Source organism: Brevibacillus sp. FSL K6-6036, from assembly GCF_037964015.1.
GTDB lineage: Bacteria > Bacillota > Bacilli > Brevibacillales > Brevibacillaceae > Brevibacillus > Brevibacillus borstelensis.
Window position 1 is genome coordinate 1,501,876 of record NZ_CP150173.1, and the last position, 22,494, is coordinate 1,524,369.

Annotated in this window: 22 protein-coding genes and 1 other annotated feature; of the genes, 17 read left to right on the forward strand and 5 right to left on the reverse strand. The window is 54.0% G+C overall.

From position 1 onward, the window contains the following. Positions 1-276 (reverse strand): ubiquitin-like small modifier protein 1, encoded by a 276-nt coding sequence (locus NST37_RS07565; protein ID WP_003387828.1) that lies wholly within the window; start codon positions 274-276, stop codon positions 1-3. Between the two features lie 79 nt (positions 277-355). Between NST37_RS07565 and glp the strand changes: the two genes are divergently transcribed. The 6 genes from glp (at position 356) to rplT (ending at position 6,176) form a co-directional block, all read left to right on the forward strand. Next, a complete protein-coding gene (glp, locus tag NST37_RS07570) occupies positions 356-1,591 on the forward strand; it encodes a gephyrin-like molybdotransferase Glp (RefSeq protein WP_171506405.1) in 1,236 nt (411 codons plus the stop codon). A gap of 76 nt (positions 1,592-1,667) precedes the next feature. Beyond that, positions 1,668-3,590 carry a molybdopterin biosynthesis protein gene (locus tag NST37_RS07575; RefSeq protein ID WP_031932303.1) on the forward strand — a complete coding sequence of 641 codons (1,923 nt, stop codon included), beginning with the start codon at positions 1,668-1,670 and terminating at the stop codon, positions 3,588-3,590. A 39-nt stretch (positions 3,591-3,629) separates the two neighbouring features. Continuing rightward, a complete protein-coding gene (moaA, locus tag NST37_RS07580) occupies positions 3,630-4,649 on the forward strand; it encodes a GTP 3',8-cyclase MoaA (RefSeq protein ID WP_003387825.1) in 1,020 nt (339 codons plus the stop codon). Between the two features lie 73 nt (positions 4,650-4,722). Further along, positions 4,723-4,868: a sequence feature (ribosomal protein L20 leader region), on the forward strand. A 41-nt stretch (positions 4,869-4,909) separates the two neighbouring features. Further along, positions 4,910-5,413, forward strand: a complete 504-nt coding sequence (gene infC / locus NST37_RS07585) for a translation initiation factor IF-3 (protein WP_031932304.1) — start codon at positions 4,910-4,912, stop codon at positions 5,411-5,413. Between the two features lie 54 nt (positions 5,414-5,467). Beyond that, a complete protein-coding gene (gene rpmI, locus NST37_RS07590) occupies positions 5,468-5,665 on the forward strand; it encodes a 50S ribosomal protein L35 (protein WP_003387823.1) in 198 nt (65 codons plus the stop codon). A 151-nt stretch (positions 5,666-5,816) separates the two neighbouring features. Beyond that, positions 5,817-6,176, forward strand: a complete 360-nt coding sequence (rplT, locus tag NST37_RS07595) for a 50S ribosomal protein L20 (RefSeq protein ID WP_003387821.1) — start codon at positions 5,817-5,819, stop codon at positions 6,174-6,176. Between the two features lie 114 nt (positions 6,177-6,290). Here rplT and NST37_RS07600 read toward each other — a convergent pair whose 3' ends face one another. Next, positions 6,291-6,674: a hypothetical protein gene (locus tag NST37_RS07600; RefSeq protein WP_024984404.1), complete on the reverse strand. Its 384-nt coding sequence runs from the start codon at positions 6,672-6,674 to the stop codon at positions 6,291-6,293. Between the two features lie 36 nt (positions 6,675-6,710). Between NST37_RS07600 and NST37_RS07605 the strand changes: the two genes are divergently transcribed. Continuing rightward, positions 6,711-6,998, forward strand: coding sequence for a tyrosine-protein phosphatase (locus tag NST37_RS07605; RefSeq protein ID WP_003387819.1), 288 nt, complete (start codon positions 6,711-6,713; stop codon positions 6,996-6,998). 285 nt (positions 6,999-7,283) lie between these two features. On the opposite strand, the gene NST37_RS07610 is transcribed toward NST37_RS07605, so the two are convergent. Beyond that, positions 7,284-8,321 carry a hypothetical protein gene (locus NST37_RS07610; protein ID WP_024984403.1) on the reverse strand — a complete coding sequence of 346 codons (1,038 nt, stop codon included), beginning with the start codon at positions 8,319-8,321 and terminating at the stop codon, positions 7,284-7,286. A 272-nt stretch (positions 8,322-8,593) separates the two neighbouring features. Between NST37_RS07610 and NST37_RS07615 the strand changes: the two genes are divergently transcribed. From NST37_RS07615 to NST37_RS07660, 10 genes are all read left to right on the forward strand, one after another. Further along, positions 8,594-8,860, forward strand: coding sequence for a hypothetical protein (locus NST37_RS07615; RefSeq protein WP_003387817.1), 267 nt, complete (start codon positions 8,594-8,596; stop codon positions 8,858-8,860). A 182-nt stretch (positions 8,861-9,042) separates the two neighbouring features. Then, on the forward strand, positions 9,043-9,744 hold the full coding sequence (locus NST37_RS07620) for a phosphoadenylyl-sulfate reductase (RefSeq protein ID WP_003387816.1): 702 nt from the start codon (positions 9,043-9,045) through the stop codon (positions 9,742-9,744). A 19-nt stretch (positions 9,745-9,763) separates the two neighbouring features. Next, positions 9,764-10,930 (forward strand): sulfate adenylyltransferase, encoded by a 1,167-nt coding sequence (gene sat / locus NST37_RS07625; RefSeq protein WP_003387815.1) that lies wholly within the window; start codon positions 9,764-9,766, stop codon positions 10,928-10,930. 9 nt (positions 10,931-10,939) lie between these two features. Further along, complete coding sequence (locus tag NST37_RS07630; RefSeq protein ID WP_003387813.1) at positions 10,940-11,398, forward strand: hypothetical protein; 459 nt, start codon at positions 10,940-10,942, stop codon at positions 11,396-11,398. Between the two features lie 209 nt (positions 11,399-11,607). After that, the gene (ilvB, locus tag NST37_RS07635; protein ID WP_003387812.1) at positions 11,608-13,344 is read left to right on the forward strand and encodes a biosynthetic-type acetolactate synthase large subunit; all 1,737 of its coding nucleotides are present in this window, start codon (positions 11,608-11,610) and stop codon (positions 13,342-13,344) included. After that, positions 13,345-13,845, forward strand: coding sequence for an acetolactate synthase small subunit (gene ilvN / locus NST37_RS07640; RefSeq protein ID WP_003387811.1), 501 nt, complete (start codon positions 13,345-13,347; stop codon positions 13,843-13,845). Positions 13,846-13,900: 55 nt separating this feature from the next. Continuing rightward, positions 13,901-14,890 carry a ketol-acid reductoisomerase gene (gene ilvC / locus NST37_RS07645; RefSeq protein WP_003387810.1) on the forward strand — a complete coding sequence of 330 codons (990 nt, stop codon included), beginning with the start codon at positions 13,901-13,903 and terminating at the stop codon, positions 14,888-14,890. 38 nt (positions 14,891-14,928) lie between these two features. Continuing rightward, a complete protein-coding gene (locus NST37_RS07650; protein ID WP_003387809.1) occupies positions 14,929-16,464 on the forward strand; it encodes a 2-isopropylmalate synthase in 1,536 nt (511 codons plus the stop codon). Between the two features lie 223 nt (positions 16,465-16,687). After that, positions 16,688-17,782 carry a 3-isopropylmalate dehydrogenase gene (gene leuB / locus NST37_RS07655; RefSeq protein WP_024984402.1) on the forward strand — a complete coding sequence of 365 codons (1,095 nt, stop codon included), beginning with the start codon at positions 16,688-16,690 and terminating at the stop codon, positions 17,780-17,782. A 208-nt stretch (positions 17,783-17,990) separates the two neighbouring features. Then, positions 17,991-19,391 carry a Na+/proline symporter gene (locus tag NST37_RS07660; RefSeq protein WP_003387807.1) on the forward strand — a complete coding sequence of 467 codons (1,401 nt, stop codon included), beginning with the start codon at positions 17,991-17,993 and terminating at the stop codon, positions 19,389-19,391. 22 nt (positions 19,392-19,413) lie between these two features. Here NST37_RS07660 and NST37_RS07665 read toward each other — a convergent pair whose 3' ends face one another. Both NST37_RS07665 and NST37_RS07670 read right to left on the reverse strand, forming a co-directional pair. After that, positions 19,414-20,760, reverse strand: a complete 1,347-nt coding sequence (locus NST37_RS07665) for a TrkH family potassium uptake protein (RefSeq protein ID WP_003387806.1) — start codon at positions 20,758-20,760, stop codon at positions 19,414-19,416. A gap of 110 nt (positions 20,761-20,870) precedes the next feature. Continuing rightward, positions 20,871-22,310 carry a PLP-dependent aminotransferase family protein gene (locus tag NST37_RS07670; RefSeq protein WP_339186525.1) on the reverse strand — a complete coding sequence of 480 codons (1,440 nt, stop codon included), beginning with the start codon at positions 22,308-22,310 and terminating at the stop codon, positions 20,871-20,873. Positions 22,311-22,494: the final 184 nt, after the last annotated feature.

Sequence of the window (22,494 nt, forward strand, 5' to 3'; positions counted from 1 at the left end):
TCAGCCTCCTGCTACCGGAGGGAACAGCGCAAACTGGTCATCCTCCTGCACGCGTGTCTCCAGCCCGTCTGCATGAATGACATTGCGCCCGTTGATAAAGACGTGGACAAATGGTTTGAGTGTTCGCTCCGGTGTGAAGACCTCCTCTTCCAACGCAGGAAACATCCTGATCAGCGTCTCGAGGATATCGATGACCCGATTGCCGTTGTCTGTAGGGACTTCTACCGTTTTTGCCTGACAAATTTCGCGGAAATTGGCGAATACCTTTACGATCATATCGGAATTTTCTCCTTTTTCTTGTAATTATAGTCGATCCTGTGATCAAGCTAAACGATTATTCCAAAGGGAGGCAGACATGAAATTCTTCCATGTAAAAACCGTGTCCGAGACGCTGCGCATCATCAACGAGCAATTCCAGCCCTGCCGGCCTCCCGTCGAGCTTCCCCTGATCGAAGTGTGCGGGATGGTGCTTGCCGAAGACGTCATCTCTGATGAGCAGGTGCCGCACTTTTCCCGCTCGACGGTAGACGGTTTTGCTGTTTGCGCCAAAGATACGTTTGGGGCCTCGGATTCATTGCCGGCGTTCCTGGACATAACAGGCCGGATCGAGATGGGCATGGCAGCGGATACTGCCCTGCATGAAGGACAGGCTCAGGCAATTCCGACAGGAGGGATGATCCCTGCCGGGGCTGACAGCGTCGTCATGATCGAGCATGTCGAAGAGGTTGGGGAGATGTTGAATGTCTTCCGGCAAGTTGCTCCAGGCGAAAATATCGTCCGGGCCGGCGACGACGTGGAGCGAGGAGAGCTGGTCATGGCTTGCGGGCATCGGCTCCGTCCACAGGATCTTGGCGTCCTGTCTGCGATCGGAAGGACATCGGTGCGTGTACACCCTCGGCCAATCGTCGGCATATTGTCCACCGGAGACGAGATCGTTCCTTCGGAAAAAAAGGTGCTTGCCCCGGGAGAAGTAAGGGACATCAACAGCGTCACCATCGGAGCGGCAGCCCGGCAATGCGGAGCAACGGTCCTGTACGGGGGAATCGTCAAAGATGATTACGATACCTTTGCCAAACGGGCAAGCGAATTGTTTCATAAAGTGGATTTTCTCATTTTGTCGGGCGGCAGCTCCGTCGGGACGAGGGACTACACCGTACAGGTGATGCAGTCTCTCGGTGATCCCGGCGTTCTGGTTCACGGTGTCGCGACCAAGCCCGGCAAGCCGACAATTCTGTCAAAAGCGGGAGAAAAACCGGTGATGGGCTTGCCCGGTCATCCGGTATCGGCGATGATTATGTTTCAACTCTTCGCTGTCCCCATACTGGAGAGACTCCAGGGGCTTCGCCCGGCTCAGACGGACCTGCGCCTGTCGGCAAAAATAGCGAGAAACGTCCCTTCCGCGGTTGGGCGGACGGATTACATTCGAGTCAAGCTGGAGGAGCGAGAGGACGGCTTGTGGGCTGTGCCCGTCTTTGGAAAGTCGGGCCTGATTTCCACGCTGGTCGAAAGCGAAGGGATCGTGGAGATTGCGGCAAATAAAGAAGGAATCGTAGAAGGCGAGTCTGTCAAAGTACATCTTTTCAAGAGCTGAAGCAAAAAAAGCAAGTCATAGAAGGGCGAAAGCGCAGGGATCAAACCAACGCTGAAACGTTCGCAGGAGGAGAAGTATGCGGAAAATCTACCTGGAAGACACCCCGCTTCGGGAAGCACAAGAGAAGATTGCGAAAAAAGTCCGCTTCGCGCCGCAGATCGAGTACATTCCGACGGCAAAAGCACTTGGCCGGGTTACCGCCGAGCCGATTTACGCCAAGGTTTCCATGCCCAATTACCATGCATCTGCGATGGACGGCATCGCCGTAAGGGCTGAGAAGACATTTGGGGCAGACGAGCAGCATCCCGTCAGGCTGAAGCGCGGGGAGGACTACGTAGAAGTAGATACCGGAGACCCGATTCCCGACGGATTCGACGCCGTCATCATGATCGAATATGTGCATCAGGTGGACGAGGAGACGATCGAGATTTTGGAGTCGGTCGCACCCTGGCAGCATATCCGTCCGATCGGCGAAGACGTTGTGATCGGCGAGGTCATTGTGCCGGCCCACCACAAGCTGCGGCCAGTCGATCTGGGAGCATTGCTCGCGGGCGGCAATGTCACGATTCCGGTCTACAAGAAGCCGAGAGTTGTCATCATTCCGACCGGATCGGAGCTGATCCCTCCTTCCGAGCAGGTAGCCGAAGGGGAGATCATCGAATTTAACGGAGCCGTTTTTGCCGCTTATTTGGAGGAGTGGGGGGCGGAGCCGGTCATTCACAGCATCGTTCCGGACGACTGCGGATTGATCAGGGAAGCGGTCAAATCGGCCGTGCAGGATGCGGACCTGGTGCTGTTGAATGCCGGTTCGTCAGCGGGCCGGGAGGATTTTACCGTCCATGTCGTGGAAGAGCTGGGGGAAGTGCTGACACATGGAGTAGCGACCCGTCCGGGAAAGCCGGTGGTAGTCGGGATTGTGGAAGGAAAACCCGTGATCGGGCTGCCGGGATATCCCGTTTCCGCCTACTTGAATCTGGAATGGTTTGCCCGTTCGCTCATTCATCGGTATTATGGAGTGATGGAGAACGAGCGTCAGAAGATTAAAGCGACAATCGGGCGACGCATCGTTTCCGTCATGGGAGCGGAAGACTTTATCCGCATGACGGTCGGCTGTATCGACGGCAGGTACATCGCCAATCCATTGACCCGCGCGGCGGGAGTCACCATGTCGATGGTACGGGCCGACGGGCTCTTGCGAATCTCCCCCGGCCATCTCGGATACGAGCAGGGAGAGACGGCGGAAATCGAGCTGTATCGGCCGCTCGAGCAGATTCATAACACGATCGTAGCTACCGGAAGCCATGATTTGTCCATGGACGTGCTCCATACCTTGCTTCGCCTGGCCCATCCGGATCGGTTCCTCGTCTCCTCCCATCTCGGCAGTATGGGAGGGATTCTGGCCATTCAAAAAGGGGAAGCCCATATCGCAGGTATCCACTTGTTCGATGAAGCGACAGGCACCTACAATCAGCCGTTTGTGGAAAAATATTTGCCCGGCAAGGACGTGGTGCTCATCCAGCTGGTCTACCGTCAGCAAGGCTGGATCGTCAAACCGGGAAATCCGCTGGGGATTGCTACGGTTCGCGACCTGGTAAGACCCGGCGTCACGTACATCAACCGCCAAAGGGGTGCGGGAACGAGGCTGCTGCTAGATTATTTGCTCAAGCAAGAGCGGATTGATCAAGCGGACATTTACGGCTATTCCCGTGAGGCAGTCTCCCATTTAAGTGTCGCCGCCGCGGTCGCCGGTGGCACTGCTGATGTCGGACTGGGCATTTATTCGGCGGCCAAAGCGATGGGACTCGATTTTATTCCGGTCGCCGAAGAGCGCTATGATCTGCTGATGAGCGGATCGTTCTACCGGAGCGAAGAGGGCGCACAGCTTTTGGAAATCATCCGTTCTCCGCAATTTGTTCAAGAAGTTGAGCGTTTAGGGGGCTACAATTGCCGCGATTCTGGCAGTATCATATATATATCGTCCCATCTGTCACCCACGTAAGCAAGCAGGGTAATGATGGCGAATGGGGAGTGGTCAGCGATGGAAAAGCAAGTGTTTGATTCACGAAAACGTCCTCTCCGCGATTTGCGCATATCTGTGACAGACAAATGTAATTTTCGCTGCCAATACTGCATGCCTGCTGAAATATTTGGCCCGGACTATCCGTTCTTGCCGCAGCACAAGCTGCTTACGTTTGAGGAAATTACACGGTTGACCGCCATTTTTACTTCGCTCGGTGTCGAGAAAATCCGCATTACAGGCGGAGAGCCATTGATGCGCAGGAATCTGGCGGACTTGATCAGGATGATTCGCGGGGTAGAGGGGGTCAAGGATATTGCGATGACCACCAATGGCTCGCTGCTGGCCAAGCACGCCAAGGAGCTGAAGCAGGCGGGACTCGACAGAGTGACAGTGAGTCTGGATTCTCTCGATGACGAGCGCTTTAGCAAGATAAACGGCCGAGGGTACCGCGTGGAGCAGATACTCGAAGGAATAGAGGCTGCGTCTGAAGCGGGACTTGGCGTGAAAATCAATATGGTCGTGCAGCGCGGAGTCAACGACCAGGATATCCTGCCGATGGCCCGGTATTTCCGGGAGAAAAAGCACATCCTGCGTTTTATCGAGTTCATGGATGTCGGCAACAGCAACGGCTGGAGGCTGGATCAGGTGGTGCCATCCAGGGAGATCGTCAGCATGATTCACAGCGAGATGCCTTTGGAAGCCGCTGATCCCAATTATTACGGAGAAGTCGCATCGAGGTACCGCTATGTCGGCGAGGAGGGGGAGATCGGCTTGATCTCTTCGGTCACCCAGGCGTTTTGCTCCACTTGTACGCGTGCCCGCTTGTCGGCGGAGGGCAAAATGTACAACTGTCTGTTTGCCTCGTCCGGCGAGGATTTGCGCGAGCCGCTGCGGGAAGGGAAGAGCGACGGGGAAATCCGGGAGCTGATCAGCTCGATCTGGCTTCGCCGGGATGACCGCTATTCCGAGGAGCGTCTCAAGAATACGCCGGGGATCGCCAAACGATCCAAGGTAGAGATGTCCCATATCGGTGGATAGTGAAAGTGAAGTCCCCCTTGACAAGACTTGCTTCACCCAGTATGATTATATGAGTATAAACACTTATACCTTCGAGAAAAAGCAGGAGCGCCCAGCTTCTCACCTGGTTCGACGTCATTTTGACTGTTGACAGGTCACTCGCAAAGCAATCTGTGAATCTGTTGTATTTGCTAGGTGAGATATGTGCGGGCGCATTAGCGTTCGCACATTTTTGTTCCTTCTCGAAAAAGACGGAGGTGGCAAGTATTAGCAAGGATCAACTGTTAGTGAACGAAGCGATTCGCGCCCGTGAAGTCCGTTTAATTGGATCGGACGGGAGCCAGTTGGGAGTCGTGCCCATCAGAGAAGCGCTGCGTATCGCGCAGGAAGCTGATCTCGATCTGGTGAACGTAGCTCCGACAGCCAAGCCGCCGGTTTGCCGTATCATGGACTACGGCAAGTTCAAGTACGAACAGGCAAAGAAGGAAAAGGAAGCGCGTCGCAACCAGAAGATCATCGAGTTGAAGGAAGTGCGTTTCTCTTCCAACATCGAGGAACACGATTTTCAAACGAAGCTTCGCAACGTCCGCAAGTTTTTGGAAGAACAGCACAAGGTGAAGTGCTCGATTCGTTTCCGTGGACGTGAAATCACTCACTCCGAGATCGGACAGCAAGTCTTGGAACGTGTTGCCACCCTTTGTGAAGATCTTGCAGCTCCAGAGCGCAAGCCTAAAATTGAAGGCCGCAGCATGATCATGATTTTGGCGCCGAAAGCGGAAAAGTAAAAGCCGAGGCCACACCGCCTCGAAACAGCAGTTTAGGACAGGAGGATTACCACCATGCCGAAAATGAAAACTCATAAAGGCGCTGCGAAGCGTTTCAAAAAGACTGGTTCCGGCCAACTGAAGCGCGACCACGCTTACACCAGCCACTTGTTTGCCAACAAATCCACCAAAGCGAAGCGCCACCTGCGCAAAGGCGCTCTGGTGTCCAAAGGCGACCAAAAACGCATCGAACAGCTGGTTACGTATCTGTAAACCGTATTCTCGAACCAACAAACACTATGATCAGCATGTGCTCCCTAAGCGCCTTGTGGAGGTTGGGTAAGCCGGCCAGCTTTCAGTCTGGCTTTCGCCCCGGCCGCTAGTCAATCAGGCCGCCGTGCTGGAATATCAGGAGGAATTTAGTATGCCAAGAGTAAAAGGTGGCATTGTATCACGCCGTCGTCATAAGAAAATCCTGAAGCTGGCGAAAGGATACTTCGGTTCCAAGCATCGCCTGTTTAAATCCGCGAACGCACAGGTAATGAAATCCCTGATGTACGCGTATCGCGACCGTCGTCAGAAAAAACGTGATTTCCGCAAACTGTGGATCACTCGTATCAACGCGCAAGCTCGCCTCAACGGTCTGTCCTACAGCCGTCTGATGCATGGCCTGAAAGTGGCTGGCGTTGAAGTAAACCGCAAAATGCTTGCTGATCTGGCTGTGAATGACAAACTGGCATTCAACGAGCTGGCAACAGTTGCAAAAAGCAAACTGAACGCGTAAGACAATAAAACCGGTCGTCCCTTCGGGGTTGACCGGTTTTTTTATTTTTATCGAGTTAGCAAATCAGCCCCCGGCCCATCGCTTTGGCCACGGCCTGCGAGCGGTTATGCGCCTTTAGCTTCCTGACAGCGGATTTGATGCATAATGGACCAGGTTTTGGGAAATCGAAGAAGGACCGCCTGCATGCCTGCATAATCCGGCAAAACCAATGACGGTTGACGACGAGCAGATCGGCACGATCAGCAAAGGGTTCAACCCCTGTACATAACGAGAAGGATACTGGTGCAGCGAATCAGACAAGGAGACAGTCGTCTGCTTTTCGCGAACGGCAGTAAGAACAGAGGGCAGTCGCCATACTTCGGCGCGAACGTCTCGCATCGAGTACGGCCCAAAATCGTCGTAGCCGAGAATGCCTTCGCCTGTTTGCTCGAGAACCGAGTAGTGAAAGATGGATGAGCCCTGAGACGGAAAAATCTCCAAAAAGCTTTTTGCAGCCAAAGTTAACCCTGGACGTACCGGAAGAGACCGTAATGGATGACTCCTGCTCAGCAAAGCAATACATACCGCGAAGGGGCAAACAAGATCGCGGTCGACATGTTCAAGGACGCGCTCGATCCATACAGCATGGAGATTTCTCAAGGCTTGCTGGATGTGCGCAAGGAGTACCTCCAGACTGCTCTCGACGAAATCAAGAAGTCTTACGGCTCCTATGACGAATACCTGGAGAAAGCGCTGGGGCTAACGAAGGAGAAGCGCAAAGCGATGCAGGATTTGCTTCTGGAAGGAACACCGAAGAAGCCTGAGGCTGCTCAGAAGAAATAAAGGGAAGCGCTGCGAGTGGACTTTTAAAAAGCTGCGGTGGGACTTTTGAAAAGCTGCAAGTGAACTCATGGTCTCCGAAAAGCAGCGAGTCGCGCTTAAAAAATAACAGATGGATGTCACAAGCAGCGAGACAGACGCCAAATAGCAGCGATTCGGACGCCGAAAATATGACTGTCTGCTCATATGCCGCTCGCTAAGACAAAAAGAAACCGCCGAGTTGCTTGCGAAAGTGAAGCGAACCGGCAGTTTCTTTTTTACACGCATTTTTCGACTGAAAGTCAGGCTCTACTCGGTAATTTTGATTTTCATCTCTACGATATTGATCGTCTTGTCATCTTTGTCTTTCACTTTGACCAGTTCACCCTTCAGCTTTTCGCCTTTTGTTCCGTAGGCTTCCTTCAAGGTTGGCCACGTCACCTCTTCAGGCTCATAGCGAATCAGGAAATAATACTCCTTGACCTTTTTGGGATGGGCGATTTGCAAGGTAAACGAGCCATCGGGCTTGACACGCGTAGAGTCCGTGTATCCGTAATGAATGTGCCCGGGAATATCGACATCCCCTTTGACAGTTGCCCCTTCCAACAGGTTGCTTTTTACCGAGACGTAGAGGTATTTTTCATCCTTGGTCACAGTTGGTTTGAACCAGACGGTCGGGTCCCCGTAATCGGAAGGTCTATCCCACTTCGGAGTCTCAAATGCGACGGCCGTTTTGAGTGGGGCATCATGGGCCACATGAGCGTAAGCAGCAGCGTAGTATGCCATCTCGGCAAAATTGCTGGACTGGTAGACGAATGGTCCGGCCAGCTTCTCCCCGCTATCTCCATAGACTTTCTTGAGGCGATCGCTTTGGTCGTAGGGATCAAAGGAAAGCTCCACATCCATCGTATTTTTGACATCCGGCTTTTTTACAGTCATCTCAAAGCTGCCGTCCCCGTTAACTTCTGTCTTTGCCTTGTATCCCCACATGTTGTAGCCCTTTGAGGTAACCTCCGCCTCCACGATGGCCCCAGGCAGCAGATTGCTGGTCCCTTTGATGACGAGTTCCTTCTCTTCGACGGTAACATTCCCCCCGAGACGCACCTCGGTCTGACCCTGATCGGTCGGAGCGTCTTCAGAGGACTGTCCAACCACTTCAAAGGGGACGGCTTCTCCGGGAGCTTTATTTGCTTCAGATGAGGATGTATCGGATGTTTTCGTATCCGATGAAGCCTCCTCGGTTTTTTGGGGGGCCTTCTCATCAGCCGGTTTGGCGTTTTGCGAACAAGCGGTGAGAGCGGCAATCAAGAGAATGGCCGTAAGCCATATGCCGATCACTTTCTTCATGCATAATCCTCCTAGGAAAAAAATCAGAACAACAGCATCGTACCATTTTTTTCTTCTTTGTACATGGAATTGGGAAAAAATGAGAATTTGGTACTGGTGCAATGGTCTTGGAAAGGATGGTATGCCTCACCGGGGGAACTCAGGCTTGAAACCTGCCGATGCATCCGTCTCCGGGAGGAAATAAAACCCATCTCCCGTCCGTTTCTGGCCTCCATGCAGATGCGTTACGATGAGAGCGTGAAAGAAAATCCTGGATAGGAGTGTTAGAACAGATGAAAAAGAACAAATGGATGATGTTGGGCCTTCTGGCAGTAGCGAGCTCGGCGATGCTGACGACAGGAGCCTTTGCCAAGGAGAGCGAAAATAAAGGAACATACGTGGTGCCGCCATCCTCGTTCCTGGGAAAAAGCACCGTATCTGACAGCAGCCAGTCTGAGGGGCAAGCGGCAGCGCAAGCCACAACATCACTGGCAACACCAGCCACAATGCCGGTGGTCAGCTTCTTTGCTCCCTACGAAAACGAAAACTCTGACAAGTAAATTCAAGAGCGCCGTCTGGATGAAAAAATCCGGCGGCGCTTTTTTGCTCTCCGGGAAAGTCGATCACTGACCGGGAGAATTCACTGGCTGCCGGTGGGCAATTGTTTGCCGGGACGAATATCCACCCGCCTGCTTTCCTCATATGATGTGAGGTAAGCCTAGCAGGAAGGGAGAGTAAACGCATGACCCATCAACGCAGGTTTTCGGACGCGGAGCTGAATGTGACAGCTTACCGCCTGGAAACCAAGCACCCCCAGGATGTGCTCGCATGGGGAATCGAACAGTTTGGGACAGAGATTGTCCTGGCATCCAGCTTCGGTGCGGAAGACGTCGTCTTGATCGACATGCTGCACAAGCTGGCCCCGAAAACGCCAATCTTTTATCTCGACACAGGCAAACACTTTCCGGAAACGCTGTCGACGAGGGATCGCTTGCAAGAGCGTTATGGCATCTCATTCATTCAAAAGCTGCCAGCGCTCACTCTGGAAGAACAGGCGGAGAGATACGGCGACAAGCTCTGGGAAAGGGAACCGAATCTCTGCTGCAAGCTTCGGAAGGTAGAGCCGCTGCGAGAAATTCTTTCCACATATAGCGCATGGATTACAGGAATTCGGCGGGAGCAGGCCCCTACGCGGGCAAATGCGAAAAAGGTGGAGTGGGATGAAAAATTTCAGTTGGTCAAGCTGAACCCGTTGGCGGATTGGACTCAGGAAGACGTCTGGACGTACATCCGGTCCCACGATGTCGTCTACAACCCTCTGCATGATCGCCACTATCCGAGTATTGGATGCAGTGTTTGCACCCGGCCTGTAATGCCGGGAGAGGACCCCCGTGCTGGCAGGTGGAGCGGTTTTTCGAAAACAGAATGCGGACTGCATAAATAAGCAATGGGAGATGAGGATGATGAAACAGTGCAGCCTGCCCCACGGTGGCATTTTGATCAATCGACTCGTATCGCCGGAAAAAAGGTTGCCGCAGAAAGGAAGCCGCAAGGTCATAACGGTGGATCGCTGGACGCTGTCAGACATCGATTGTATTGCCATCGGAGCGTTTTCGCCGCTTACCGGCTTTCTCGAAGAAGCGGATTACGAGTCTGTTGTCGAATCGATGCGTTTGCAAAATGGCACGGTCTGGTCGATTCCGGTCACCCTCGCCGTGGATGAGAGAACTGTGCGGGATGTCGGGATCGGGGACGAAGTGCTGCTGGCGGGGGAAGATGGTACGGTGTACGCAGTGCTGACGGTTAACAGCAAATACAAGCCTGATAAAAGACGAGAAGCCTTGCATGTATTCCGTACAAACGATCTGGAGCATCCCGGAGTAAAAAAGCTGTTTGAGAAGCCCGATCTGTACATTGGCGGTCCGATCGACGTCCTGAAAAGACCCATTCCCGCACTGTTTGCCGATACCTACTACACGCCGGCGGAGACGAGGGAAGCATTCAAGGAAAAGGGCTGGAAGACTGTCGTCGGGTTTCAGACACGCAATCCGGTCCACCGGGCCCATGAGTACATCCAAAAGACCGCTTTGGAAATCGTCGACGGCTTGTTTCTGAATCCGCTGATGGGGGAAACGAAGGCGGACGACGTGCCGGCTGTCGTCCGGATGGAGAGCTATCAGGTGCTGCTTGAGCATTACTATCCGCGGGACAGGGTGTTTTTGGCCTCTTTTCCGGCAGCGATGAGATATGCCGGGCCGAGAGAGGCGGTGTTTCATGCTTTGGTGCGGAAAAATTACGGCTGCACCCATTTCATCGTAGGGCGGGATCATGCCGGAGTCGGAGATTACTATGGAACCTATGATGCACAGCACATTTTCTCCGAGTTTTTGCCTGGGGAGCTGGGGATTCAACTGCTCTTTTTTGAACACAGCTTCTACTGCAAGGCATGCCAAGGAATGGCGACAGGCAAGACCTGCCCGCATGACAGCAAGCAGCATGTAAAGCTGTCCGGTACAAAGGTAAGGGAGCTGCTTCGCAACGGAGTGATGCCTCCAGCCGAATTTTCCCGACCCGAGGTAGCCAAGGTGCTGATCAGAGGGATGGCGGAGAAAAATGGGCTGAAAGCGTAAAGAGAGACCATGCCGAAAGTCCGGGAAAGCCCGGGCTTTTTTGCTGGGCAGGGATCGGAATCTCCTGACTCGTTTTTCGACGGAAAGCAGGATGGAGGGGGCTCTGGGCCGGAGAAAATGCAGCGGCAGCGCAAATTTTTTGAAAAGAATGTGAATCCGCTTACACGAAAAAACCGCACGGCGAAGCCGTTTTTGACTGAACATTCGTTCGGACAAAAGTCCGGCAAAATGTTTTTTATCTCGTTGACACCCCCTAGACGCGTGGCTATAATCAGACATAACACTTTATTTTCAGACAACAATGAAATATTGAAAATATTGATTCAAACCGGCTATGACAAGGATGGTGCCTGCCACTTCTTTTACAGAGAGCCCAGGATGATGAGAACTGGGCAAAGAATGCAGAGCATTGCTCGCCTTCGAGCCGCCTTACTGAAAGTCGCTGCCGCCATAGCGGCTAGTAGGTAGGGCCGATTGACACCCGTTACCGTGTCGCAGTCTTCAATCGACTGGCTGAGATCGGCTGACCGTGAGGCGCCGATGAAGTTGGGTGGTACCGCGAACCCTTTCGCCCCAAACAGACATGGCATACAAAACCGTGTCGGGGCGAAAGGGTTTTTCTATTAGCCAATAGGTTTTTTCAATACATGAAGAGACCGTGGGAGGAGGAGAGAAACATGAGTGTACAAACAGCCGAATTACAAGGAAAGAACGGCATGCCGCCGGTCAAGTTCGGTGAGGAGGTGACAGGGGCGGAGACGCTTCTGCGCAGCCTGATCCTGGAGCAAGTGGAGTACATTTTTGGCTATCCGGGCGGTGCGGTCCTGCCGATTTACGATTCTTTGTACGGCAGCTACTTCAAGCACATCCTGACCCGGCACGAGCAAGGCGCGATTCACGCAGCCGACGGCTATGCACGGGCGACAGGAAAGCCGGGCGTGGTCATCGCCACATCCGGGCCGGGGGCTACCAATCTCGTAACCGGGATTGCCACGGCGCAGATGGACTCCGTTCCGCTCGTTTGCATCACAGGCAACGTGGCTCAGCAACTGATCGGCACGGATGCGTTCCAGGAAGCCAACATCACGGGCATTACGATCCCGATCACGAAGCACAGCTACTTTGTGCGTGACGTCCGCGACATTCCGCGAGTCGTCAAAGAAGCGTTCCATATCGCAACGACAGGGCGCCCGGGACCGGTCCTGATCGACATTCCGAAAGACGTCAGCAATGCCAAGGCGCCGTTCTTCTATCCGGAAAAGGTGGAAATTCGCGGCTATCAAGCCGAGGTAGTGCCGAGCGACGAGGATGTCGAGGCTTTCGTTCAGGCGATTTCAAAGGCGAAGCGGCCCGTAATCATGGCAGGCGGCGGGATCATTTCCGCCGGAGCCGATCAGGAGCTGCGCGCTTTCGCCGAAGCGGCGCGGATTCCGGTCATCAACACCTTCATGGGGCTGGGCGGATTTCCAGGGGTACACGAGCTGTCTCTGGGAATGCCGGGAATGCACGGCTCCTACACAGCCAATCAGGCGCTGCTCAACGCTGACTGTGTCATCGGGCTCGGTGCCCGCTTCGACGACCGGATCACGATGGGGCGGACGAAGGAGTTTGCTCCGAAAGCCCGCATCGTCCACGTGGACATCGATCCGGCGGAGCTTGGCAAAAACGTCTCCACAGCCGTAAAGGTGACCGGAGATGTGAAGAGCACCTTGCAAAAGGCGCTGCCGCTCATCTCCCGGTGCGACTCCGAGGAGTGGATTGCGCAGCTGCACAAGTGGCAGGCAGAAAAGCCGTACAGCTACAAAAAGGATGGCGAGGTCTTGAAGCCGCAAGCGGTGATTGAACTGCTGTACCGCTCCACGAATGGAGAAGCGATTGTCACGACAGACGTCGGACAGCATCAGATGTGGACGGCACAGTACTACAAGTTCAAGCATACCCGCTCCTTCATCTCCTCGGGCGGTCTCGGCACGATGGGCTTCGGCTTCCCGGCCGCGATCGGCGCGCAGATTGCACATCCAGAGCGAACAGTTATCGCGGTGGTAGGGGATGGCGGCTTCCAGATGACCAACCAGGAGCTGGCAATTCTCGCCCAGTATCGCGTACCGGTCAAGGTCGCCATCATCAACAACCAGTGTCTCGGAATGGTTCGCCAGTGGCAGGAGCTGTTCTACGACAACCGCTACAGCCAGATCGATCTGACCTGCAGCCCGGACTTTGTCAAATTGGCAGAGGCTTACGGAGTAAAGGGCTTGCGGGCATCGACGCCAGAGGAGGCAGAAGCTGTCTGGGCCGAAGCACTCCGGCATGACGGTCCAGTCGTTGTGGATTTCCGCGTGGCCCAGGAAGAAAACGTCTATCCGATGGTTGCTGCCGGCAACACATTAGATCAAATGGTATTGGGGGACGACTAGATGCAGCGACATACGATTGCCGTACTCGTCAATGACCAACCCGGCGTGCTGACGCGTGTCGCCAATCTGTTTGGCCAGCGCGGCTTCAATATCGACAGCATCACTGTCGGCGGAAGCGAAGAGGCGGGGCTGTCCCGGATGATCATCACCACCGGGGGAGACGAGCAAAAAATCGATCAATTAATGAAGCAGCTCTATAAATTGATTGATGTGATCAATGTTACGAACCTCAGCGCAAACAGCTTTGTATCCAGGGAGCTGGCACTGATCAAAGTAAGTGCCAACCCGAGCCAGTTGGCCGAATTGAACGGAATTGTCGAGCCGTTCCGGGCCGCAATCGTCGATGTAGGTCCAAATTCGCTGATCGTCCAGGTAACAGGGGATACAGAAAAAATCGACGCCTTGCTCGTTCTTTTGCAAACCTACGGTATCATTGAGCTGACGCGTACCGGTTCCATGGCAATGGCACGCAGTGTTGTGCCTGTACCGGCCAACGTATAAACCAGCATATTCAGAATAATGATAACAACTAAACTTTTTTAGGGAGGCTATACACATGGTAACTATGTACTATGAAGCAGACGTAAACAAAGAGGCACTGAGAGGAAAAACGGTAGCAATTATCGGATACGGCAGCCAAGGCCACGCGCAAGCACAAAACCTGCGCGACAGCGGTTATAAAGTCATTGTCGGTCTTCGTGAAGGGAAATCCTGGGACCAAGCGGCAAAAGACGGCTTTGAAGTCGTATCGGTAGCGGAAGCGGCCAGCCGTGCAGATGTGGTGCAAATCCTCATGCCGGATGAGCGTCAGGCGCAAGTATACCGCGACGAGATCGCAGGCAATCTGAAAGCGGGCGCGACGCTTTGCTTCTCCCACGGCTTCAACATCCACTTCGGGCAAATCGTGCCTCCAGCAGACGTTGACGTGATCATGGTTGCTCCAAAGAGCCCGGGCCATCTCGTGCGCCGCGTGTATCAAGAGGGCTTCGGCGTTCCAGGTCTGATCGCGGTATACCAGGATGCTTCCGGCAAAGCGAAGGAAACAGCACTGGCGTACGCAAGCGGCATCGGCTGCACCCGGGCGGGCGTCATCGAAACGTCCTTCCGCGAAGAGACTGAAACAGATCTGTTCGGTGAGCAGGCTGTATTGTGCGGCGGCGTGAGCGAGCTGGTAAAAGCGGGCTTCGATACGCTGGTTGAGGCTGGATACGAGCCGGAAATTGCCTACTTCGAATGTCTGCATGAGCTGAAGCTGATCGTTGACCTGATGTACGAAGGCGGACTCGCCCGCATGCGCTACTCGATCAGTGACACGGCTGAATACGGCGATTACAGCACGGGCCGTCGCATCATCACGGACGAAACTCGCAAAGAGATGAAAAAAGTGCTCGCTGAAATTCAAGATGGCACATTCGCTCGCAACTGGATCTTGGAAAACCAGGCGAACCGCCCTGGCTTCAATGCTCGCCGCCGCCTGGAAGCAGAACATGGCATCGAGCAAGTGGGTGCGAAGCTGCGCGGCATGATGTCCTGGTTGAATAAATAAGAAAGAACACAAAACAACTTTGTGGAGGTGGAAAGTTCATGCGGACCATTGAGATTTTTGATACAACACTGCGCGACGGGGAGCAGTCTCCGGGCGTCAACATCAGCACGAACGAGAAGGTGGAGATCGCCCTACAACTAGAGAAGCTGGGCGTTACGAGAATTGAAGCGGGTTTTGCCGCTGCCTCCCCGGGCGACCAAAAGTCCGTGGCCGAAGTGGCAAAGCGCGTGAAAAATTCCACCATCGTCAGCCTGGCCCGCGCGGTCAAGGGCGATATGGATAAGGCATACGAAGCGCTGCGCCATGCGCAAAACGCCTGCCTCCACGTCTTTTTGGCGACATCGCCGATTCACCGCGAGCACAAGCTGCGCATGTCCAAGGAGCAGGTGCTGGAAAAAGCGGTGGAAGCAGTCACATACGCCAAGAAATACTTTACGGAAGTGCAGTTCTCCGCCGAGGATGCTGCCCGCACCGAGATCGATTTTCTGGCCGAAGTGGTAGAAGCTGTGATCAAAGCAGGCGCGACCACAGTCAACATCCCGGATACAGTCGGTTACATGACACCGTACCAGTACGGAAACATCTTCCGCGAGCTGCGCCAGCGCGTTCCCGGAGTGGAAGGAATCCGCCTGAGCTGTCACTGCCATGACGATTTGGGCATGGCGGTGGCAAACAGCCTCGCCGCAGTGGAAGCGGGCGCGACCCAAGTGGAAGGAACCATCAACGGTATCGGAGAGCGCGCAGGCAACGCAGCGTTGGAGGAAGTGGCTCTCGCCCTTGAGACTCGCAAGGATTTCTACGAGGCGACGACCAAGCTGAATCTGAAGGAAATCGCCCGGACCAGTCAGCTGGTCAGCCGTTTGACCGGGATGATCGTGCCTGGGAACAAGGCGGTCGTGGGGGCGAATGCGTTTGCCCACGAATCGGGAATTCACCAGGACGGCGTGCTCAAAGAGGCGACCACCTACGAAATTATTCGTCCGGAATCCGTCGGCTTCAAATCCAACAAGCTGGTGCTGGGCAAACACTCCGGCCGCCATGCTTTCAAAGAAAAGCTGGTGGAGCTTGGCTACCATCTGGAGCAGGAAGAGATCGACGCGGCTTTTGCTTCCTTCAAGGAATTGTGCGACAAGAAGAAAGAGATCAGCGACGATGACATTCTGGCTCTGGTTGACGGAAAAATGGTCCGCGGGACGGAAATGTACCGCCTCGAGTCCGTACAGCTTTCCTACGGCAACCTCTCCGTACCGACCGCGAGCGTAAGACTGGTGCGGGCAGATGGTTCGACATGCGAGGAGGCTGCATGCGGAAACGGTTCTGTTGATTCCATTTACAAGGCAATTGATCGGGCGACGGGTGAAGAGGTCAGTCTGACCGATTACAAAATTCTCTCGGTAACACAAGGCCAGGATGCCCTCGGAGAAGTGTTTGTCCGCTTGCAGCAGGGCGATCTTACGGTAACCGGCCGTGGCGTAAGCACGGACGTTCTGGAAGCGAGCGCAATTGCTTATGTGCGGGCCATCAACAAGATTCTGGAGCGTCGCGGAGAGGCCCTGGTAGCAGCGACGAGCTGAGCGTGTGACGAACGGTAAAAAGGATAGAGTGGAAGAGACCAAAGCGTACGGCAGACGGTAAAAATGATAGGAAACCGAACGCAGCCGGTAAAACGATTCGGTTGTATATGATGCCGGATATGAATCGGCTGCATGAAACCATATATAAATAGAAGAAAAACGATACGTGGAAGAGATCAACCATACTTGCATGAGACGATACTGAAAGAAAAGCGGGATGAAGATGAAAAAAAACTATCGCATCGCAGTCCTGCCCGGAGACGGAATCGGACCGGAAATCATGGAGGAAGCGGTCAAGGTTCTCTCTTTGGTGGCAGAACGTGAAGGAGTAACATTTGACTACAAATACGGACGCATCGGCGGTATCGCCATCGACACAGATGGAACACCGCTGCCAGCAGAAACCATCGCGATCTCAAAAGAAGCGGATGCGGTTATGCTGGGTGCCGTGGGCGGTCCCAAATGGGATCAAAATCCCGGCCATCTTCGTCCGGAAGCGGGGCTTCTCGGCATTCGCAAAGAGCTGGGCTTGTTTGCGAATATTCGGCCGGCGACCATGCATTCCTCGATGGTAGAGGCGTCCTCGCTCAAGCCGGAGGTCGTATCTGGCGTCGATCTGATCGTCGTCCGGGAGCTGACAGGCGGCATCTATTTCGGAGAGAAAAAACGCTACGACGGACCGAACGGCGAAGTGGCAGAAGACCAATGCATCTATCACGAGGCGGAGGTCGAGCGTATCGTCCGCGTCGCGTTTGATGTGGCCCGCAAGCGCCAAAAACGCCTCGTCTCGGTAGACAAGGCGAATGTTCTCGAAAGCTCCCGTCTCTGGCGGAAGGTAACAGAGCGGGTAGCGGCCGATTATCCGGACGTCGAGCTCTCCCATATGCTGGTAGACGCGTGCGCCATGCAGTTGGTCCGGGCTCCGAAGCAGTTTGATGTCATCGTGACAGAAAATATGTTTGGGGACATTTTGAGCGATCAGGCGGCCATGCTGACCGGTTCGATCGGTATGCTGGCATCGGCAAGCCTCGCTGAGGGAAGCTTTGGCCTGTACGAACCGGTTCACGGTTCGGCGCCTGACATCGCCGGACAAGGAATCGCCAATCCGTTGGCGACGATCCTGTCCGCAGCGATGATGCTCCGGCTCTCCTTTGGGATGGACAAAGCGGCAGATGATGTAGAGCGTGCTGTCTGGTCCGTACTGGAAGCGGGACACCGTACCGGAGACATCGCCGCAGACAGAAGCAAAGCGATTGGAACAAAAGAAATGGGCCGACTGGTGTGCGAAGCACTCTCCGGCTCCGCCGTTTCCAAGTAAAGAGAATACACGGGATCCTGTTTGCAAAGGTCGTTGTGCCGACAGCAAGCAGGGTCTTTTTTATGGCTCATATCACTGGAAGGGTAAACCCTTATTGTGAATGAACTCATTCTTGTAATATACTAAAGTCATTAACTCAATCTTTTGACAGATGTCGCCACGTGTTGCCGTGGCGGCCCAACAAAGCAGCATTAGAGGGGAGAACAGCGTGTCCTCGATCGGATTTCTGCTCAGTTTTCTTGCGGTCTTGATGTGTACAGTCGTTGCCGGTGTTGTGGCGAAGCGAGCTGTACGGCGCAGCAGCGATTTTAGCAATGCAGGGGGCTCCTTGTCAGCCGGGATGGTTGCCGGAGCCCTGGTAGGTGGATTCGTCGGCGGCACCTCTATCGTCGGAACGGGAGAGCTTGCCTTTCAGTACGGCTTGGCTTCGATCTGGTTTACGCTGGGCGGCGGGGTTGCGGTCATGCTGCTTGGGCTGTTTGCCAATCGCTTTATTCGGATGAGGGTGGAGACGCTGCCAGAGCTGGTCGGAGGGCAATACGGTCGCCGCTCGCAACTGGGAGCCAGCTTGTTTTTATCCTTGGGCATGTTTATCCAGGTGATCGCACAATTGCTGGCTGCCCTTCCGTTCGTCACTGTTTTCTGGAAAGGGCCGTTGGTTGTTATGGCGTTGATCCCGTCCTTTTTAATTTTTGCTTACGTGCTGGCTGGCGGTTTCATGGGAGCGAGCATCGTCGGGACGTTAAAAACAGCCATGCTTGTACTGCTGCTGGTCGGGACTGGCGCTTGGCTGTGGTGGCAAGTGAGCGGAGACAGCTACATCCGTTGGTGGGGCGAAGGGCGTTTCACTCTGACTGTGCCGGAAGCAGGCATAGGCTGGGCGCAGGGTGCAGCAATGATCGTCGGCATTTTTTCTACGCAGGCGTATCTTCAGCCCATTTTCGCGAGCCGCAGTGCCGCAGATGCCCGGACAGGCGCCGTGACAGCGGGAGTTGTCATCATTTTGATCGGTCTGGTGAGTGCATGGATCGGGATGTATATGCATGACACGCATCCGCAGCTTTCACCGCGCGAGGCCGTTCCCCAGTTCTTTCTGCTCCATTCCCCGACATGGCTGGCCGGTGGGGCATATGCCGTTATCCTGCTTTCTGTGGTGATGACAGGCGCCGCATTGACACTCAGCATCGCAACGATTCTCAATCGGGATGTCATCCAGAAATATACGGACCGCTTTCGCTCAGACAAAAAAAATCTGGCCCTCTCACGATTGTTGATCATCGTTGTAATTTTGATGGCTTACGCATTTGTCTGTCTGGATGAGCATGCACTCATTCTTCATTGGGCCTTCCTGGCGATGACGCTCAGAGGGGTCACGGTATTTTTCCCCGTGCTTTTCTTCCTGTTTCAGTTGACGCCGGTACATGAGCGCTATGGAGCAGTCGCGATTTGGGGCGCGCCGATTTTCGCACTGGTCTGGAGCTGGCTGCTGCTGCCTGTGACCGGTATCGATCCGCTCTATGTGAGTGGAGCGTGGAGCCTTGCCCTGTTGCTTGCCGGCTATTTATTGGCGCGAAAAACGACAACCCCGTCCATTCGGCCTCTGGGCTGAAGTGACGGGGCTGTTTTATTCGCTATCCAATCATGATTTTTCCTTTTGGATAGCGGTAGTATTCCTTTTGCTTTCGCTGGGCTAGTGCAAAGGCGATGGTAAGGGGGCCTAGCCTGCCTGCAAACATGGTCAGGATGATCAGGATCTTGCCGATCGGGGTCAGCAGCGGGGTAAGTCCCATCGAAAGCCCCGTTGTGGCAAATGCGGAGGTCACCTCGAACAGGATCATCAAAAATTCGGCACCCGCTTCGGTAATGGTGAGGATCATCGTTACGACGATGACGACAAGCATCCCGATGACGGTTACAGTCAGCGATTTATAGATGACATGGGGCAGCAATCTCTGGCGGAAAAAAATCACATCTTCCTTCCCTTTGATCTGGGCGATGACGGCTCCGATCAGGGTAGCGAAGGTCGTCGTCTTGATACCGCCTCCCGTAGACCCTGGAGAGGCCCCGATAAACATCAACAGGATGATGAGAAACAGGGAAGACTGCCGCATATCTCCGATGCTCAACGTGTTTGAGCCTGCCGTACGTGCCGTGACGGACTGATACAGGGAGCCGAGCACCTTCCCCAATGGCGAAAGCGGCTGAAGCGTCTTCGGATTGTTGTATTCCAGTATAAAAATCAGTCCGGTACCGATCAGGATCAGACAGGCAGTCGTGTACAAAACAACTTTTGTATGGAGCGACAATCGCTTTGTCTGACGGTATTCAAACACTTCGCTGACGACGATGAAGCCGATCCCGCCCAGAATGATCATGGCGCAGACGACCAACGTCACAACAGGGTCCGATACATAGCGTGTCAGGCTGGAGAAGTCGCCCATCAAGTCGAAGCCGGCGTTGTTAAAATTGGAGATGGCATGAAAAAAGCCGTAGTAAAAGGCTCTGCCGACCGGCATGTCAAAAGAAAAGCGCAGGGCCAGCAGCAATCCGCCGATAACCTCGGTGATAGCTGTAAAAATAATGATCAGCTTTGCCAGGCGCACAATCCCTTCAATCGAAACCTGGTTTAAGGATTCCTGCAGGAGAAGGCGCTCGCGCAAAGAAATTCGCTTGCGCATGATCAGAGCAAAAAAAGTGGCGATGGTCATGAAGCCGAGCCCGCCGACCTGGATCAAGCTCAAGATCACGAGCTGCCCGAACAAAGTAAATGTCGTGCCTGTATCCACGACGACCAATCCTGTTACGCATGTGGCGGACGTAGAGGTAAACAAGGCATCCAGCCAGGAAAGTCCCGCCCCGTCGATCGTCGCGACAGGCAGCGTGAGCAGAAAGGCACCAAGCAGAATGATAAGGGCAAAACCAAGGACAAGGGTTTTCGGGGGATCAAGGTGGAGCTTCTCTACAATTTTCCGTATCATTCGCGATCATCCTCGGTTCTCTCCGTTTGATTGGGCAAAAGGCTTTCGCTTAGTATGTCAGGAACCAATGTAAGTATAATAGACGAAGTGCAAGAGGTGAAGATGGATTTTTAACGAAGGAGCATGGCTCCCAGGCGCTGCAGCCAATACGTCAGCTCGCGCTTGTCCAGCGGAGCTAACGGAAAGCGAACGGCTGGCCGCCGGATGAGTCCCTCTGGTTCGTCGGGAAGGCGAAAGGACTTTCCTGCCGCAAGTTCAAGTCCCTCCTCGCGCAGGTGAGCAATTACCCGTTCTTCCTGTGCGGCAGCGTGCGGACTGGGCGTCCCCCACTCGATCCACGTATTGAGTCCGCCTTTTATCGGCAGCAGGCGGGCATGTGCCGGCAGTGCTTGCGGCTGTTCCTGAAGCAGGCATTGCCATCTGGCAAAAAAGAGAGAGCGTCTTTCCGCCAGATAAACTTCGGCAAACCACGGATCGTTCAGGAGGGAAACGGCCGCCTCCAAAATGAGCAAGGATGGCTCTGCACCTGTAAGGGAAACGAGCTGCCGCAAACGCTCACGCTCCTCCTCCGTAAGCTGGCTTGGAAGCACGAGCGCCCCTAGTTGAAGGTCGCGCCCAAGCGTTTTGGAAAAGGAATGAAGCGTATAGACGGGGACTGAGCGTCCTGTTTCCACTGCAAGCTGGTAAAGCGTGCGACTTGGTCTGCGAAACCACAAATCTCCGTGATGGTCGTTTTCCAAAAGCGTCACGCGATTTCTTTCCGCCCAGTCAAGCAAATATTCTTTCCGCTTGCGAGAATAGCTGATCCCGGTAGGAAAATGGTGATGCGGATTGATCAAAAGCCACCCGGGAGGAGCTGTTTTCGTTGCGGCTTCCAAAGCTTCTATATCTATGCCTTCCCTGTCTAGCGGGATCGCTTTTGCGGTGATGCCGCAGTGTTTCAGCAAAGAGGAAAATACAGGGTAATGGTATTCTTCCACAAAGACGATATCTGTTTTCTGCATAAGCTGCTGAACAACGAAGGTAAATGCACTTGTACTGCGGTTAAACAATAGCAGACGCTCAGGTGCGGCAGGTATTCCCCGGCTGTTCAAATGTACGCAATAGGCGTCTGCAGCCTGTATTCTTCGGAGTTTCTTTTGCCCTGCCTGTTCAGTCAGCACGTTTACGCTATCCGCAAAGGAAGAGCGCAGTCGGCGCAGCAAGTCGTCGCCTGGCGGGGGTGTAGAATCAGCCAATGAGAAGAACGGAATATCAGCGAGAGGGAGCCGGTCGCTGCGTCGCATTTCCCTGGCTTTTGCGGTGAGGAAATACCCCTTTCCGTGCAGGGCTTCTACCCATTCATGTTGGACCAGCAAATCGTACGCTTTTTTCACCGTTTCCAAAGAACAGCCGGTGATCGCCTTCATCTCGCGAAGCGAAATCAGCTGGTCTCCCTGGAGAAAGGCGCCGCGCAAGATGGCTGTTTGCAACTGTTCGAACAGTTGAACGTTAAGCGGTGTCTTGGAATGCTTGTGAAAGTGAAAGGAAAAGAAAGGGCGATTTGGCATGTGAGTACCCACCTCGATGAAAGCAATGTCAACCTTCTATCGCCTCATTATAAAACAATCCCGATCCAGCAGGGAGTGAAACATGTAATCGAACGGTATTGCACGTGACTGGATAGGCCTGCCATGAAAATGGTATCATGGCTTCAGATAAAAGACGGGGGGCGGGACGGTTTTTCCTATGCCG

What these genes read in the sequence shown, in the direction of transcription:
- NST37_RS07605 (WP_003387819.1), top strand. Translation starts at nt 6,711, where the DNA reads ATGACTCCTGCTCAGCAAAGCAATACATACCGCGAAGGGGCAAACAAG.
- ilvC (WP_003387810.1), top strand. Translation starts at nt 13,901, where the DNA reads ATGGTAACTATGTACTATGAAGCAGACGTAAACAAAGAGGCACTGAGA.
- NST37_RS07670 (WP_339186525.1), bottom strand. Translation starts at nt 22,310, where the DNA reads ATGCCAAATCGCCCTTTCTTTTCCTTTCACTTTCACAAGCATTCCAAG.
- rpmI (WP_003387823.1), top strand. Translation starts at nt 5,468, where the DNA reads ATGCCGAAAATGAAAACTCATAAAGGCGCTGCGAAGCGTTTCAAAAAG.
- NST37_RS07615 (WP_003387817.1), top strand. Translation starts at nt 8,594, where the DNA reads ATGAAAAAGAACAAATGGATGATGTTGGGCCTTCTGGCAGTAGCGAGC.
- sat (WP_003387815.1), top strand. Translation starts at nt 9,764, where the DNA reads ATGAAACAGTGCAGCCTGCCCCACGGTGGCATTTTGATCAATCGACTC.
- NST37_RS07620 (WP_003387816.1), top strand. Translation starts at nt 9,043, where the DNA reads ATGACCCATCAACGCAGGTTTTCGGACGCGGAGCTGAATGTGACAGCT.
- moaA (WP_003387825.1), top strand. Translation starts at nt 3,630, where the DNA reads ATGGAAAAGCAAGTGTTTGATTCACGAAAACGTCCTCTCCGCGATTTG.
- NST37_RS07630 (WP_003387813.1), top strand. Translation starts at nt 10,940, where the DNA reads ATGCCGAAAGTCCGGGAAAGCCCGGGCTTTTTTGCTGGGCAGGGATCG.
- rplT (WP_003387821.1), top strand. Translation starts at nt 5,817, where the DNA reads ATGCCAAGAGTAAAAGGTGGCATTGTATCACGCCGTCGTCATAAGAAA.
- NST37_RS07665 (WP_003387806.1), bottom strand. Translation starts at nt 20,760, where the DNA reads ATGATACGGAAAATTGTAGAGAAGCTCCACCTTGATCCCCCGAAAACC.
- ilvB (WP_003387812.1), top strand. Translation starts at nt 11,608, where the DNA reads ATGAGTGTACAAACAGCCGAATTACAAGGAAAGAACGGCATGCCGCCG.
- NST37_RS07610 (WP_024984403.1), bottom strand. Translation starts at nt 8,321, where the DNA reads ATGAAGAAAGTGATCGGCATATGGCTTACGGCCATTCTCTTGATTGCC.
- glp (WP_171506405.1), top strand. Translation starts at nt 356, where the DNA reads ATGAAATTCTTCCATGTAAAAACCGTGTCCGAGACGCTGCGCATCATC.
- NST37_RS07650 (WP_003387809.1), top strand. Translation starts at nt 14,929, where the DNA reads ATGCGGACCATTGAGATTTTTGATACAACACTGCGCGACGGGGAGCAG.
- leuB (WP_024984402.1), top strand. Translation starts at nt 16,688, where the DNA reads ATGAAAAAAAACTATCGCATCGCAGTCCTGCCCGGAGACGGAATCGGA.
- ilvN (WP_003387811.1), top strand. Translation starts at nt 13,345, where the DNA reads ATGCAGCGACATACGATTGCCGTACTCGTCAATGACCAACCCGGCGTG.
- NST37_RS07575 (WP_031932303.1), top strand. Translation starts at nt 1,668, where the DNA reads ATGCGGAAAATCTACCTGGAAGACACCCCGCTTCGGGAAGCACAAGAG.
- NST37_RS07565 (WP_003387828.1), bottom strand. Translation starts at nt 276, where the DNA reads ATGATCGTAAAGGTATTCGCCAATTTCCGCGAAATTTGTCAGGCAAAA.